A 14,230-nucleotide genomic window follows, 5' to 3' on the forward strand; every position below is an offset into this window, starting at 1 on the left:
GCCAGAAGCGTCACTCGCCGTCGAGGCCGCTCTCGGCGAGCTCGCGCAGTGCGTCGGTATCCAATACGACGATGGCGCCGTGCTCGAGGCGGACCCAGTGACGGCCGGCCCAGGCGCGCAATTGCTTGTTGATGCTCTCGCGCGTCATCCCGACCATCTCGCTGATCTCCTGCTGCGTGATGGCGAGCGTGCCGCTGCCGGAATCGAGCTTGCGCTCTTCGGTGAGGCCCAGCAACGCACTCGCGAGCCGGCCCGGCAGATTTTGGAGGATCACCTGCTCGACCTGCTGACTGGTCCAGCGCAGACGCGCACACAGCAGCTCGATGAATTTCATCGCCAGCGCCGGCTGGCTCTTCACGAAGGGCAGGAAGTCCCGACGATCGATGACGTAGAGCTCGCAATTGGTGTTGGCGGTCGCATCCGCCGACCTGGGAGCGCCGTCGAGCACTGCGATCTCGCCGAAAATTTCGCCCGGGCCGATCAGATTGAGGATGGCGTTCCGTCCATCGGGCGACGAAGAGGAAATCTTGACTGTGCCGGCGATCACCGCGAACAGACTGTTGCCGGGATCGCCCTTGGCGGCGATCGTTGCGCCGCGCTTGACCGTGGTGTGCTTGGCGTAGCGGCAGAGCTGATCGAGCGCGTCCGGCTCCAGATCCGCGAAGATCGGGTGCTTGCGCAGGACCGATAGTTTGTTGCCCGCCGACTGTCGCGGGTCGCCGGTCTTGTCCTGAGGCACGCCGCGTTGCTCCTAAGACTACGAGGCACTGGGTTCCTGCGTAGTCAACGTTATCAGGCTTTTCAACCGGAAAGCACGCGCGCGATTTGAGGCAAATGCCACGAAATGGCCGTGGTAAAGTCGCAAGGATGCATCCGAAGGATGTGTCGATACATCACCGTCGATGCAGAGTTGCAAGCAGCGCAAGCCGATATTGCGTTGAGGCGCTGCCGAACGCCCGCGCCCGCTTGCGCATCGGTCGTCGGCGCGCCGGACGCGGACGATGAGCTTCCGCGCTTGGACCCGGGATGAGCCGGCCGGTGCTGGTTTGCCGGTCTGCCCAAGCCAGAACTGCGGCAAATGCGACGAAGATCGCGACGACGACAATGGTCACCAGCAACGCATCAGCGGGCATCATGCTCCTCCCGGATTCGGCTCGCGTCGAGGCCATGGCCGCGGCCTGACCTTGAGCGCGACCTGCCGCTCACGCCAGCCGAGTAGAAAGGTCGCAACCTTCTCGTCGGCCGCGCCTCGGCCGAGCAGGACCCCGGCCACGCAGCGTCAGGGCGTGATATCGAGCTCGCCAACGAAATTCACGGCGCCTCCATCGAAGCCCTCCAGCTCGAGGCCCGTGCGCTGCTGGCCCGGGTGTCCGGCGCAGTGCATCATCCGCTCAGCACGATCGTGCCGGCGCTGGTGCCGCTGATCGCGCTCATGCTCAAGAATTTGCGGACGACGGCCAAGACGTCCGCCGATGCAAGTTCAGAGCTTTAGCCTGACGTCGCAAATATCAGGCTCGGCCGGATCCGGCTTGACCTCGAAGCCGAGCTGCCGGCACATGTCGAGCATCACGGTGTTCTCCTGGAGCACGTCGCCCGATATGAACTTCAACCCTTCCGCCCGCGCGTAGTCGATGATCAGCTGCATGAGGGTCCAGCCGAGTCCCCTGCCTTTGAGATCGGACCGCAGCAGAATCGCGTATTCGCCGCTCTCGTAGATCGAGTCCGAATGGAGCCGGACGACGCCGACCATTTCGCCGGTGGCCTCGTCGAATGCGATGAAGGCCATCGCACGTGCATAGTCGAGCTGGGTCAGGCGCGCGATGAACTCGTGGGTGAACTCCTTCATCGGTGCGAAGAAGCGCAGGCGAAGGTCGTGCGGCGTGACGTGACGCAGGAATTCGTGGATGGTCGGCTCGTCCTCAGGGCGCATCGGCCGCACGAAGATGCGCCAGTCGTCCTTGAGCTTGAGGCGCCGCTCCCATTGCGACGGATAGGCGCGAACGGCGAAATTGGCCGGGCCGGAGCCGGCGAACTTCCGCTGCGGCGGCCCGACCGCGACGCGGGCATCCACCGCGGTCACGCCGGTTTCGTCCGCCAGCAGCGGATTGATTTCGAATTCGCGGATCTCGGGAATGTCGGCGGCCATCTGCGCCAGCTTGACCAGCACCATGGCCACGGCATCCTGCTTGACCGCCGGCACATCGCGGTAGGCCTTCAGCAACCGCGACACGCGCGTGCGGTCGATCAAATCGCGAGCCAGTTGCAGATCGAGCGGCGGCAGCGCAAGCGCCTTGTCGTTGATGATCTCCACCGCCGTCCCGCCGCGGCCGAAGACGACCACCGTACCGAAGGTCGGATCGTCGGCGAGACCCAGGATCAGCTCGCGGGCCTTTGCCTTGACGACCATCGCCTGGACGATGACGCCGCCGAGGCGGGCTTCCGGACGCAGCTTCTTCGCCCGCGCGAGAATGCCGGTGGCAGCGCCTCGCACGGCTTCGGGAGTGGTCAGGTTGAGCACGACGCCGCCGACATCGGATTTGTGGATGATGTCGCGCGACATGATCTTCAGCACGACGGTGCCGCCCTGTGCGAAGATATGCTTCGCATAGGCCACGGCCTGCTCGACATTGGTTGCCGCATAGGTCGGCACCATCGCGATGTCGTAAGCTTCGAGCAGATGCTTGATCTCGACAGGCTCGAGCCATTCACGACCGTCCGCGATCGCGGCGGCGACGATCTCTCTCGCCCCCTGGGTGTTCGGAACGAACGTATCGGGCATCGCGGGAGGCACCTGGCTCAGCTCCTCCACCACTTCGCGGTGCCGGACCAGATGCATGAACCCGCGCACGGCATCGTCCTCGGTGGGATAGTTCGGCACACCGGCGCCGGAGAGTGCCTGAATGATGTGCTGATCGGCCCCAACCCAGGCCGCCAATACGGGCTTCGCCCACCGGCGGTGCTGCTCGCGATACTTGCCGACGAGCTCCGTCACGGTCGTCGCGATCTCGGCGGCCGAGGCGATCGCGGTTTGCACGTTGAGGACGAGGACTGCGTCATTGTCGCGATCGGCCAGCAGTTCCTCCAGCGCCGCCGCGTAGCGCGAGGCATCGGCGTCGCCCACGATGTCGACGGGATTTGCACCGGACCAGGTCGGCGGCAGCGCCGCATCGAGCTTCTTGCGCGCGTCGGCCGAGATGGTTGCCGGAACTCCGCCGAGCTCGACCAATCGATCGACGGCGAGGACGCCGATGCCGCCACCGTTGGTCAGGATGGCGAGACGCTTGCCCGTCGGGGATTCGACACGGCCCAGTGTCTCGGCACAATCGAACAGCTCACGCAGATCAGACACCCGCAGCACGCCCGCGCGGCGGAACGCCGCCTCGTAGACGGCGTCGGCACCGGCAAGCGCGCCGGTATGCGTGGCAGCGGCCTTCGCACCCTGCGCCATGCGGCCAGACTTCACCACGACGACAGGCTTCACGCGCGCGGCGGCGCGCGCAGCCGACATGAATTTGCGCGCGTCCTTGATGGCCTCGATGTAGAGCAGGATCGCGCGGGTCTTGTGATCCATCGCGAAATGGTCGAGCAGATCGGCAATGTCGACGTCGATCTGATCGCCGATCGAGACGATACCGGAGAAGCCGACGCCGCGCTGCGCGGCCCAATCCACCATGCCGGCGGCAATCGCGCCCGATTGCGAGATCAGCGCGAGGTTACCCGTTCCCGGCATGTGCGCGGCGAAACTGGCGTTCAGGCTGACGCCGGGCATCATGATGCCGAGGCAGTTCGGCCCGATCAGCCGCATGCCGTGCTTGCGGGCAGCAGTGCTTGTAGCCTCGTGCAGCGATCCCGGCCCCTGGCCGAGCCCGGCCGAGACGATCAGCGCACCCGCAGACCCGCGACGCCCGGCTTGGTCGATAATGTCTGGAATCTCGCTCGCGGGCGCGGTGATGACCACGAGTTCGGGCACGAAGTTCAACCTGTCCAGGCTCTTCACCGCCGCGACACCGCCGATCTCGGCATGGCGCAGATTGACGAGGCCAAACTGCCCCTTGAATTCGGCCTTGCGAATGTTCTCCAGGACGGCACGTCCCACCGACGCCGGACGGGCGCTCGCCCCGACCAGCGCAACTGAGCGCGGCGACAGCAGGTTGTTCAGACGATAAATTGACATGGAAGCAAATACGCCGGGTCACCGGCGGTTCCGATGGTTGACGATCAGGCCGGAAGCAGGCGCCTGGTGTGAAATCATAACCCAGCACAGTGGCTGGCCAATGACGGTCTTTGTCACACCACCCCATACGATCTTATTCAGGCGCGAATGATGATAGGCGCCCATCACGATCGTATCGATACCATGGGAATTCGCGCAGCTTGCCAACACCTTGCCGGACACCGTGTTCCCTCGACGAGAGCCGCTCCGGATTGCATGATCGCGTCAGTCTTGTCCTCCGCCACAGTCAGCACGCGAACCGAGGCGGCAGCCCGAACGACGGGCAACGCGTCGTCGACTGCACGCGCGGAGTGATCCCAGGCAATCATGACGTTTTCGAATTCGGGCCGAAGTTCGTCCGCGAGATGTTCGGGACAGAGCAGAAGAGGTCGACCCGATTCGAACAAGCAGGCCTCGACCATGCCTCCGTTCGGCTGTCGTGCGGTTTTACCGGAACCAGCGTGAGGTCGCTGAAGCGGGCATGCTCGGCCAGGATCGCCCCGATCTGATCCGCAGGCAGCTTACCCGATCGGCTTTGGGCGCGCATGTTGGCCCGAGAAGCTGCGTTGCTGAAGGCGTTCAGGAGCTGTTGCATGTCGCCGGCCCCAGGACTGGCTTGCACGAAATCGCGATCGTAAGGCAGCATCACCTTCGGCCGCTCGAAAACATCTTCTTCCTCGAGCACGAGCGCGGTGATCCTGGCGCCGAGATCCGCTGCGACAGCCACGCATTTCTCGATCGCAACCAGGGCTGGCCCGCGCGGCTGGCCGACAAGGGACAGCAAGACGTCCTTGATGGGCACCTCAGCCACCACAATAGGCCGGCTGACGTCGAGACGCTTGATCCTCGTCAAGGTAGGGGAAACTCCGTCCGGTCGCCCGGGAACAGGCGTTGACCGACGTCAAGGACTGGCCGCTGGGTCATTCTATGAATACTTCAATCGGAGCGGTTCGCCCCGGAGAGACTCATGCGTGCGATGGTGTTGTCGACCCCACGAGCACGGCTCCAGATGGAGGAGCGGCCTGACCCGATGCCGGGCAAGGGTCAGATCCGGGTGAAGATCAGCGCCTGCGGCGTATGCCGGACCGATCTTCATCTCGTCGATGCCGAGTTGCCCGATATTCGTTATCCGATCGTGCCTGGCCACGAGATCGTCGGCCGGGTCGATCTCGTAGGCCTAAATGTGACAACACATGCGCCTGGCGACCGGGTCGGCATTCCCTGGCTCGGCTTCACCTGCGGAAAGTGTCGCTTCTGCCGGGAAGGTATGGAAAACCTCTGCGACGCCCCGCTGTTCACCGGCTACACGCGCGACGGCGGTTACGCAACCCACACCATCGCCGACGCACGCTACGCTTTTCCGCTCGGTGAGACCGGGAGCGACGTGGAGATTGCGCCTCTGCTGTGCGCAGGCCTGATCGGCTGGCGCTCGCTGGTCCTCGCCGGCCCCACCGACAGGCTCGGCCTCTACGGTTTTGGGGCGGCCGGCCACATCATCGCGCAAGTCGCGGTTTGGCAGGGACGATCCGTCCATGCATTCACGCGACGCGGCGACGCGGCTGCGCAAGACCTTGCGCGCCGTCTCGGCGCGGTCTGGGCCGGGTCATCCGACCAAATGCCGGACGAGCCGCTCGATGCCGCGATCATTTACGCACCGGCCGGCGAGCTTGTCCCGGCAGCGTTGCGCGCCGTCCGCAAAGGCGGTCGCGTCGTATGTGCCGGCATCCACATGACCGACATTCCAAGTTTTCCGTATGACCTGCTCTGGCAGGAACGGCAGTTGGTCTCGGTCGCCAATCTGACCCGGCGGGATGGCCTCGATTTTCTAAAGATCGCTCCGCAAGCCGGCGTGCGCACCGAGACGACGGCGTTTCCGCTCGATCAGGCCAACGAGGTTTTGAGCATGCTGCGGAACGGCCAGATCCTCGGCGCGGCCGTGCTGACGCCCTGATGGTGCTTCGGATGTCCGCTTCGCTGAAAGATGAAATGACGGCCCAGGAGCGCGTCTTCCAGATGCTGACCGAACATCCTGGCGTGACGCGGATCGACACCCATGCAGCCTCGGTGTTCCTGGACGCAAAGCGCGCGCTGAAGATCAAGCGCGCCGTCCGGTTTCCGTTCCTCGACTATTCGACACTCGAGAAGCGCAAGGCGGCCTGCGAGGAGGAGATCAGGATCAACCGGCCGCTGGCGCCGCAGATTTACCACCGCGTCGTGGCAATCACAGAAGAGCCGGATGGAACGGTGAAGGTCGACGGCGCTGGCCGGCCGATCGAATATGCGGTCGACATGTCGCGCTTTGACGAAGGCAGGACGCTCGATCATCTGGCCAAGGCCGGCCCGCTGGACACAAAGCTCGCCTCTGCGGCTGCCGACGCAATCGCCGCGTCACACGCGGCGGCGACGCGCGCCAATGGAAATGCATGGGTCTTCTCCATCCCTGCCCTTATCGACGGCAACAGCAACGGTTTGCGGGCCGGAGGACATTTCAGCGCGGAAGACATCGAAAAGCTCGGAAAAGCCTCGCACGCGGCATTTCTACGCATTCATCCCCTGCTCGCAGAGCGCGGCCGCCGGGGCTTCGTGCGCCGCTGTCATGGCGATCTGCATCTCGCAAACATCGTCCTGATCGATGATCGGCCCGTGCTGTTCGATGCGATCGAGTTCGATGCGCAGATGGCAACGGTCGATGTGCTCTACGATCTCGCATTCACGCTGATGGACCTGTTGCAGCACCGTCAGCCAAGCGCGGCGAACATGATCCTGAACCGCTATCTCGCCATCACGCCGGCCGACAATCTCGACGCGCTCTCGGCCCTGCCGCTGTTCATGTCGATCCGGGCGGCGATCCGCGCCCAGGTTGCCCTGGCACGGCAAAAGCGACCGCATTCCGATGCCCCCGCTATTGTTGACCAGGCACGGCGCTATTTTGAACTCGCCCAGATGCTGATCCATCCTCCTGCTCCGCGTCTGATTGCGGTCGGCGGGCTGTCCGGCACCGGAAAGACGGTCCTGGCGCACGCGCTCGCGCCGGTCGTCGCGCCGCAGCCGGGAGCCGTCGTGCTGCGCAGCGATCTCGTCCGCAAGCAAATGTTCGGGGTCGCGGATACGCACCGCCTGCCGCCATCCGCCTATTCGCCGGAGGTTACGGCCCGCGTCTACGACACACTGGCTCAGCACGCCCGGCGGGTGCTGGCGCAGGGCCATTCGGCGATCATCGACGGCGTATTCGCACGCGAGGACGAACGCGATGCGGTCACCACGCTCGCGCGCGAGCGCAACGTGTCGCTGCACGGTCTGTTCCTGGTCGCAGACCTCGCGACCCGGCAAGCGCGGATCGGAAGCCGCCGGGGAGACGCATCGGATGCCACGCAAGAGGTTGCCGCGCTGCAAGAGCACTATAATATCGGCCATGTCGACTGGGCGACCATCAATGCATCCGGGACACGAGAGCAGACGCTCCAGAACTGCCGCGACGCGATCGCTGCGGGGCAAATAGGGCAATCGGATTGATGCGGGCAAGGATGTCGCGATCCATCACAAGCTCGACGGCAACCGCGCATGCCAAGCCGGCGGCGCGGCGCAACGCCCTGCCCGCCCGCCTCAGCCCCGGCATGGCCTGCGATACGGCGTTCCGGATCATCGCCCGCCGTCACCTCGACGCCGTGCTCGCTCAGCACGACGGCACTTGCCGCGGCGATCCCGACGCGCTGCACCAGATCCGCATCGCACTGACGCATCTGCGAACTGCCATCCGCTTCTTCTCGCCGATGGTCGACGATGCCCGGCGGCCGAATGTCTGGGCCGAACTGAAATGGCTGAACGGCCAGCTCGGCATGGTGCGGGATCTCGACGTGGCCATCGAGCGGGTCGTCGCCGAGAGCGGTGACGAGCTTGCCGTGATCGCCGAGCTTCAGCACTGGGACGAGAAACGGGCCGAGAGCCACCGGCTGCTGGCGCGCGCGCTGCAATCCGCGCGTTACCGCCGCCTGGTCGAGCAGACCTCGATGTGGATCGATAGCGGCCCCTGGTCGACCCGGCGCAGCAAGGAAGCCATTCGATTGCGCCGCCGCACGCTCGCCGACCACACGAGTGAACGGCTGACGGAGTGGGAGACGACGCTGCTCAAGAAGGCCCGGAAACTGAAAAGGCTCGATGTCGCGAGACGTCACCAGTTGCGGCTCCTCAACAAGCGGCTGACCTATTCGGTCGAGTCGCTTGCGGATCTGTTCGCCGATGGAGCGGCGGCGGCGAAGCAGAAGTCCATGCTCAAGCAATTGCGCAAGGCGCAACGGTCGCTCGGACAGCTGAACGACGATGTACGGGGACAGGCGCTCGCGTCATCGTTGAACGGCGCCGTCCTTGATGCCGGCCATCGCTTCCTCAATCGCAAGCGGGAAAAGAAGCTGTTGCGAACGGCGTCAGTGGCCTACCGGAAACTGGACAAGGCCAAGCGCTTCCGCTCCTCGGACCTCGCGACGAGCTCCGAGCCGGAGGTCTAAGGCGCGATGAGATTGGGATGATCATCATCGTCCAGCTTACTGTTTGAGCATGATCTACTCGGAAAACCGCTTCACACTTTTCAGATAATGGTCTTCCGACCCGGCATGATCAGGCCGATCATGTCGAGCGCGGCCATGACGCCCAGCCTCCGACCATCACGGAAGATACGGCGCTCGCGGAGATCGTCGATCTCATGGAGCGAAACAACGGGACGACGATCACATTCGCAGCCGCATCATCGACACCATGGAGAGGAACGACTGGTGTCCATTCGGGCTGAACGTCATCATACGCGACGGTATCGTTCATCCCAGCGGCGTCATCACCGAGGAGCGCGCACGGCAGGCCGCGATCGTCGCAGCGGAGAACGTCGAGGGCGTCACGAAGGTGCACGACCATCTGTGTTGGATCGACACCATGTCGGGCGTCTATCTGAACTCGCCCGAGGACGACGAGCTCGCCAAGGCGAGCTAATGCGAAATGGCCTTAGGATGAATCGATTGTGGCGGCTCGTTCACCTCTCCCGCTTGCGGGAGAGGCAGGCCGCCTCTGGCGGCCGTCATCTCAAACACGCCGAGGCAAAGCCTCGGCTATGGCGAAGCACCGGGTGAGGGCTTTCTCCTCTTGGGGATTGTCCCATTGCGGAAGCGCCCTCTCCCCAATCCTCTCCCGCAAGCGGGAGGGATCGCACCTCCGTCGTTGCGCAATGATACCTCATTTCATCGCGGCTTAACCAAGGCGAGCCGATCGCGGCCAAGCTCAGCGCGGAATGACGGCGGTGGCTTCGATCTCGACGCGCGCCGCCTTCTCCACGAGGCGAACGACCTGAACCAGCGCCATCGCAGGATAGTGCGCTCCGAAGACGTCGCGGTAGACCCTGCCCAGCTCCTTCAGATTGGCCAGGTACTCGTCCATATCGACGACGTACCAGGTCAAACGCACGAGGTGCTCCGGGCGGGCACCGGCCTCGGCCAGGATCGCGGCGATGTTGCCGAGGGTCTGACGCACCTGCGCGACGAAGCCGTCGGCGAGACGCTCTTCGGCGTCCCAGCCGATCACCCCGCCGGTCACGACGATGCGCCCCTCGGCAGCCATGCCGTTGGCATACCCCTTCGGCACCGGCCAGCCTGATGGCTGGAGGATCTGCGCCTTGATGCGCGTCCCGTCCTCGGCTGCTGTCGGCAGCACCGCGAGTTGCGAGCCCTTCGGCGTCGTCACAGACAATTCTCTATCCTTCTCTCATTCCGCAGCGACGCCTGAGGACGTCACTGCGGCCTGCGCCAGCTGCCGCAGCGCAAAGCGTTTCAACTTTCCGGTCTCGGTCTTCGGCAATTGCGTCACAAATTCGATGGCGCGCGGATATTTATACGGCGCGATCTCGCGTTTGACATGCTCCTGCAACTCGGCCACGAGCTGAGCGTCAGGCGTCACGCCCGGTGCGGCAACGACATAGGCCTTCACGATCATGCCGCGCGCCTCGTCGGGGGCGCCGACCACACCGCACTCGGCGACCGCCGGATGCGTGAGCAGCGCCGCTTCGACATCGGTCCCTGCGATGTTGTAGCCGGCCGACACGATCATGTCGTCGGAGCGCGACTGGTACCAGAAATAACCATCGCCATCCATCAGATAGGTGTCGCCGGTGATGTTCCAACCGTTCTGGACGTATTTCCGCTGCCGCTCGTCGGCGAGATACCGGCAGCCGGTCGGCCCGCGCACGGCGAGGCGGCCCATCGTCCCGGGCGGCACGTCGCGGCCCTCGTCATCGACGATCTTGGCCTCATAGCCCGGCACGGGCTTTCCGGTGGCGCCGGGGCGGATCTCGTCCTCAGTCGCACTGATGAAGATGTGCAGCAGTTCGGTCGAACCGATGCCGTCCATCAGCTTGATGCCGGTGGCCTTCAGCCACGCTTCGAATGTCGGCTTGGGCAGCGTTTCGCCGGCAGAGACGCATTTGCGAAGCGAGGAGATGTCGCGGCCTGCGAGCTTGCCGAGCATGGCCCGGTATGCGGTCGGCGCCGTGAAGCAGACCGTGGTCTTGTACTGCTCGATCGCATTCAGAATGTCGTCCGGCGTGGTCTTCTCCAGCACCACGAAGGAGGCGCCGATATGCATCGGGAACAGCACGCCGCCGAAACCGAAGGTGAACGCGAGCGGCGCCGAGCCGATGAAGCGATCCTTCTGCTCGGCCCGCAAGATGTTGCGCGCATAGCCATCGCAGACCGCGAGCATGTCGCGATGGAAATGCATGGTGCCCTTGGGATCGCCTGTGGTGCCCGAGGTGAAGGCGATCAGGCAGATGTCATCGGCTGCGGTATCGAGAGCCCTGAACTCGGGGCTCGCATCCGCAATCAGCGCTTCGAGCGAATCGGAGGCGTCATTGCCCCAATAGACGACGCGCTCGAGACCGGGCGCTGCGGCCTTCGCCTTCTCCATCTCCTCGGAGAGTTTTCCGTCGCACAGCGCCAGCGTGATCGCCGCTTTCTGGATCGGATAGGACAGCTCCTTGGCGCGGAGCAGCGGCATCGTCGCTACGACGATGCCGCCGGCCTTGATCACCGCGAGATAGGTCGCGACCATCATGGGGTTATTGGCAGAGCGCAACAGCACACGGCCGCCGGCGACGAGACCAAGCTTGCCGACCAGCACGTTCGCGATGCGGTTCACCAGCGCCTGCAGCTCGCGATAGGTGTAGCTGACGCCAGGGCTGATGACGCAAGGTGCATCGCCCTGGCCCTGCTCGACCCAGCGATCGAGGAAATAGCTGACGCAGTTCAGTCGCGGGGGATAGCGCAGCTCCGGCCGCGAGAAAATGAATTCGGGCCAGAGCTCGCGCGGCGGCAGATGCTGCTGCGCGAACGTATCGACATGGGCCGTCGCGGCATTGCCGTCACACGGACCCGACACTTGAATCTTGGCGGCGTTGGCCATCGCACGCTCCTTTCAGCATGGATTGCACCCGGCAGCACGATCTGGAAAACATTTTAGGCTTAAAACAATTTCGCGCAATAGCGGATTTTGGGCATGCCGTGCTTTTTCCTGCGGCAAAGGGGATCGGCGGTCTGCTCGGCCGGCCGGTTTATGGCCGGCGCCGGGCGGCGGATTTCTGCGCCGAAGCCTTGGTCTTGGCCAAGAGGCGCATCAATTCGCGCACATCCTTCGGGGAGAGGTCAGCGAAGAGATCGGCGATCCAGGTCTCGTGTTCCGCAGCCATCCTGCGAAACTCGGCACGCCCGAGCTTTGTGAGACGGATCACCTGGACGCGGCGGTCCGTCTCCGAGGTGCGCCGGTCGAGATGGCCTGATTCCACCAGACGCTCGACGAGACCGGTGACGTTCCCGTTGGAGACCATCATGCGCTTGGAGACGTCGGACAGCGTCATGCCGTCAGGCGCCTTGTCGAGCTGTGCCATCAGGTCGAAACGCGGCAGCGTGACGTCGAACCGCTGCCGCAGCCGGCCGCGCACCTCGCCCTCGATCAGCGTCGTGCAGGTCAAGAGCCGCAGCCACAGCCGAAGCTCTTCGGCGTGGTCCTCCGGTGTTTCGACGGCCTTGGTCTCGGAATCGAGCATGTTGCTGCAGTCACTCACGGCCGGCATTTGGCGCCGGCACGGATTCCCCAACGTTTTGAGCTTCAAATAAATCGGCGCCGGCTGCAAGTCCAAAGCTGCAATAATCGACCGCACGTCAATTTCTTTAGGCTTCAAATAATTGGCGCGCCGCTTGCATGCGCAGCTGCCCGCGGGATAGCCGCCTCGAGCTCGGCTTGCCGCGGCGGCCGTCATCGGCATAAGCTTGGATCGAAGTACGTGGCTTGCAGCGCAAGCCAATCGACGCGAGGGAAGATGATGAAGACGCAAATGACCTTAGCCGCAGCCGCAATGCTGCTCGGCACCGTGGTGACCCCTGCCCTCGCCCAGGAAAAAATCAAGCTGGGTGTGATCGTGACCCTGTCGGGACCTGCCGCCGCGCTGGGCCAACAGGTTCGCGACGGCTTCACGCTCGCAGTGAAGGATCTCGGCAGCAAGATGGGCGGCCGCGACGTCGAGGTCGTCGTCGTCGACGATGAGCTGAAGCCGGATGCAGCGGTGACGAAGGTCAAGGGCCTTCTCGAGCGCGAGAAGGTCGACTTCGTGGTCGGCCCGATCTTCTCCAACATCCTTCAGGCGATCCACCGGCCCATCACAGAATCGAAAACCTTCCTGATCAGTCCCAATGCCGGGCCGTCGACCTTCGCCGGCAAGGACTGCAACCCGTTCTTCTATGTGACGTCGTATCAGAACGATCAGGTGCACGAGATCCTCGGCAAGGTCGCGCAGGATCGCGGCTACAAGCGCATGTACCTGATGGTCCCGAACTATCAGGCCGGCAAGGACTCGGTCGCGGGGTTCAAGCTCGACTATAAGGGCGAGATCGTCGAGGAATCCTACATGCCGCTGAATACGCTGGATTTCCAGCCGGAGCTGTCCAAGATCTCGTCGCAGAAGCCTGATGCTCTCTTCACGTTCATGCCCGGCGGCCTCGGCGTCAATCTCGTCAAGCAATACCGGCAGGCCGGGCTCGCCGATACCATTCCGGTGCTCTCGGCGTTCACGGTGGATGAATCGACCCTGCCGGCGCAGCAGGACGCGGCCGTCGGCATGTTCGGCGGCGCGAACTGGGCGCCCAATCTCGACAATCCCCAGAACAAGAAGTTCGTTGCCGCCTACGAGGCCGCCTACAACAGCGTTCCCGGCACCTACGCCTTCCAGGCTTACGATGCCGCGATGCTGATCGACAGCGCCGTCAGGGCCGTGAAGGGCAACCTGTCCAACAAGGACGCGGTCGCCGCCGCTTTGAAGAAGGCCGACTTTACCTCGCTGCGCGGTGCCTTCAAGTTCAACACCAACGGTTATCCGATCCAGGATTTCTACCTGACCAAGGTGGCCAAGCGTCCGGATGGCAAGTTCCAGACCGAGATCGTGCAGAAGGTCTTTGAGAATTACGGCGATCGCTATGCCAAGGATTGCAAGGCGGCGAACTGAGCCGAAGCGTGTTACGGGAGGACTGCAATGAAGAGTGAAATCACCGGCATCACCCGCGCCAATGAGGGCATCCAGGGCATTTCCTGGAACATCCTCGGCCAGACCTACGTGCCGAAGAGCTACGCCGAGAACAGTTTCTCCTGGCATGCGACGCTGCCGCCGGGCACCTTCGTGCCGCCGCACATTCACCCCGACCAGGATGAATATCTCTACATGCTGGAGGGCAAGCTCGATTTCGTGCTCGGCAATTCGGAAGCGCAGGCAACGGCAGGCGACCTGGTCCGCCTCGGCATGGGCGTGCCGCACGGCATCTTCAACAAGTCGGAGCAGACCGCAAAGGTGCTGTTCTGGGTCTCCCCGAGCCGCAAGCTGTTCGACCTGTTCTGGGGCCTTCACAACATGAAGGAGCAAAAGCCCGAGGACGTGGTGGCGATGGCCGCCGAGTTCAACATCCACTTCCTACCGCCGCCGCCCGGCGGCTAGCAGCCTGT

10 protein-coding genes and 3 pseudogenes are annotated in these 14,230 nt (G+C 63.9%); 7 read left to right on the plus strand and 6 right to left on the minus strand.

The genetic code is table 11. The annotated features are described in order from the left end of the window. Positions 1-10: 10 nt before the first annotated feature. A complete protein-coding gene (locus tag P6U28_RS20890) occupies positions 11-739 on the minus strand; it encodes a Crp/Fnr family transcriptional regulator (RefSeq protein WP_122402267.1) in 729 nt (242 codons plus the stop codon). 528 nt (positions 740-1,267) lie between these two features. Between P6U28_RS20890 and P6U28_RS20895 the strand changes: the two are divergent. Further along, positions 1,268-1,492: pseudogene (locus tag P6U28_RS20895) on the plus strand (phage holin family protein); the annotation flags it as partial. Here P6U28_RS20895 and P6U28_RS20900 read toward each other — a convergent pair. Both P6U28_RS20900 and P6U28_RS20905 read right to left on the minus strand, forming a co-directional pair. After that, on the minus strand, positions 1,481-4,174 hold the full coding sequence (locus P6U28_RS20900) for a GNAT family N-acetyltransferase (RefSeq protein WP_407119759.1): 2,694 nt from the start codon (positions 4,172-4,174) through the stop codon (positions 1,481-1,483). The pseudogene P6U28_RS20895 and the gene P6U28_RS20900 overlap by 12 nt on opposite strands. Before the next feature lie 18 nt (positions 4,175-4,192). Continuing rightward, positions 4,193-5,015: pseudogene (locus P6U28_RS20905) on the minus strand (universal stress protein). A gap of 165 nt (positions 5,016-5,180) precedes the next feature. Here P6U28_RS20905 and P6U28_RS20910 point away from each other — a divergent pair. The 4 genes and pseudogenes from P6U28_RS20910 to P6U28_RS20925 form a co-directional block, all read left to right on the plus strand. Further along, positions 5,181-6,164: a zinc-dependent alcohol dehydrogenase family protein gene (locus P6U28_RS20910; protein ID WP_407119760.1), complete on the plus strand. Its 984-nt coding sequence runs from the start codon at positions 5,181-5,183 to the stop codon at positions 6,162-6,164. A gap of 35 nt (positions 6,165-6,199) precedes the next feature. Further along, positions 6,200-7,726 (plus strand): AAA family ATPase, encoded by a 1,527-nt coding sequence (locus P6U28_RS20915; protein WP_407119761.1) that lies wholly within the window; start codon positions 6,200-6,202, stop codon positions 7,724-7,726. Between the two features lie 11 nt (positions 7,727-7,737). Continuing rightward, positions 7,738-8,715: a CHAD domain-containing protein gene (locus P6U28_RS20920; RefSeq protein WP_407119762.1), complete on the plus strand. Its 978-nt coding sequence runs from the start codon at positions 7,738-7,740 to the stop codon at positions 8,713-8,715. A gap of 104 nt (positions 8,716-8,819) precedes the next feature. Then, positions 8,820-9,190, plus strand: a pseudogene (locus P6U28_RS20925) (BON domain-containing protein); the annotation flags it as partial. Positions 9,191-9,475: 285 nt separating this feature from the next. Here the strand turns inward: P6U28_RS20925 and P6U28_RS20930 are convergent. The 3 genes from P6U28_RS20930 to P6U28_RS20940 all read right to left on the minus strand — a co-directional run bounded on the left by P6U28_RS20930 (position 9,476) and on the right by P6U28_RS20940 (position 12,314). Further along, positions 9,476-9,940, minus strand: a complete 465-nt coding sequence (locus P6U28_RS20930; protein ID WP_174221568.1) for a RidA family protein — start codon at positions 9,938-9,940, stop codon at positions 9,476-9,478. Positions 9,941-9,955: 15 nt separating this feature from the next. Further along, positions 9,956-11,647: a benzoate-CoA ligase family protein gene (locus tag P6U28_RS20935; protein WP_407119763.1), complete on the minus strand. Its 1,692-nt coding sequence runs from the start codon at positions 11,645-11,647 to the stop codon at positions 9,956-9,958. 148 nt (positions 11,648-11,795) lie between these two features. Next, the gene (locus tag P6U28_RS20940; protein ID WP_162500193.1) at positions 11,796-12,314 is read right to left on the minus strand and encodes a MarR family winged helix-turn-helix transcriptional regulator; all 519 of its coding nucleotides are present in this window, start codon (positions 12,312-12,314) and stop codon (positions 11,796-11,798) included. A 249-nt stretch (positions 12,315-12,563) separates the two neighbouring features. Here P6U28_RS20940 and P6U28_RS20945 point away from each other — a divergent pair, with 249 nt between their 5' ends. After that, positions 12,564-13,739 carry an ABC transporter substrate-binding protein gene (locus tag P6U28_RS20945; protein WP_162500569.1) on the plus strand — a complete coding sequence of 392 codons (1,176 nt, stop codon included), beginning with the start codon at positions 12,564-12,566 and terminating at the stop codon, positions 13,737-13,739. Between the two features lie 27 nt (positions 13,740-13,766). Continuing rightward, complete coding sequence (locus P6U28_RS20950) at positions 13,767-14,222, plus strand: cupin domain-containing protein (RefSeq protein WP_407119764.1); 456 nt, start codon at positions 13,767-13,769, stop codon at positions 14,220-14,222. Positions 14,223-14,230: the final 8 nt, after the last annotated feature.

The organism is Bradyrhizobium sp. STM 3561, assembly GCF_045571455.1.
In the GTDB taxonomy this organism is placed as follows: domain Bacteria; phylum Pseudomonadota; class Alphaproteobacteria; order Rhizobiales; family Xanthobacteraceae; genus Bradyrhizobium; species Bradyrhizobium vignae.

Coding starts and splice junctions, on each gene's coding strand:
- P6U28_RS20915 (WP_407119761.1), top strand. CDS start 6,200: ATGACGGCCCAGGAGCGCGTCTTCCAGATGCTGACCGAACATCCTGGC.
- P6U28_RS20940 (WP_162500193.1), bottom strand. CDS start 12,314: ATGCCGGCCGTGAGTGACTGCAGCAACATGCTCGATTCCGAGACCAAG.
- P6U28_RS20900 (WP_407119759.1), bottom strand. CDS start 4,174: ATGTCAATTTATCGTCTGAACAACCTGCTGTCGCCGCGCTCAGTTGCG.
- P6U28_RS20935 (WP_407119763.1), bottom strand. CDS start 11,647: ATGGCCAACGCCGCCAAGATTCAAGTGTCGGGTCCGTGTGACGGCAAT.
- P6U28_RS20950 (WP_407119764.1), top strand. CDS start 13,767: ATGAAGAGTGAAATCACCGGCATCACCCGCGCCAATGAGGGCATCCAG.
- P6U28_RS20945 (WP_162500569.1), top strand. CDS start 12,564: ATGAAGACGCAAATGACCTTAGCCGCAGCCGCAATGCTGCTCGGCACC.
- P6U28_RS20920 (WP_407119762.1), top strand. CDS start 7,738: ATGTCGCGATCCATCACAAGCTCGACGGCAACCGCGCATGCCAAGCCG.
- P6U28_RS20910 (WP_407119760.1), top strand. CDS start 5,181: ATGCGTGCGATGGTGTTGTCGACCCCACGAGCACGGCTCCAGATGGAG.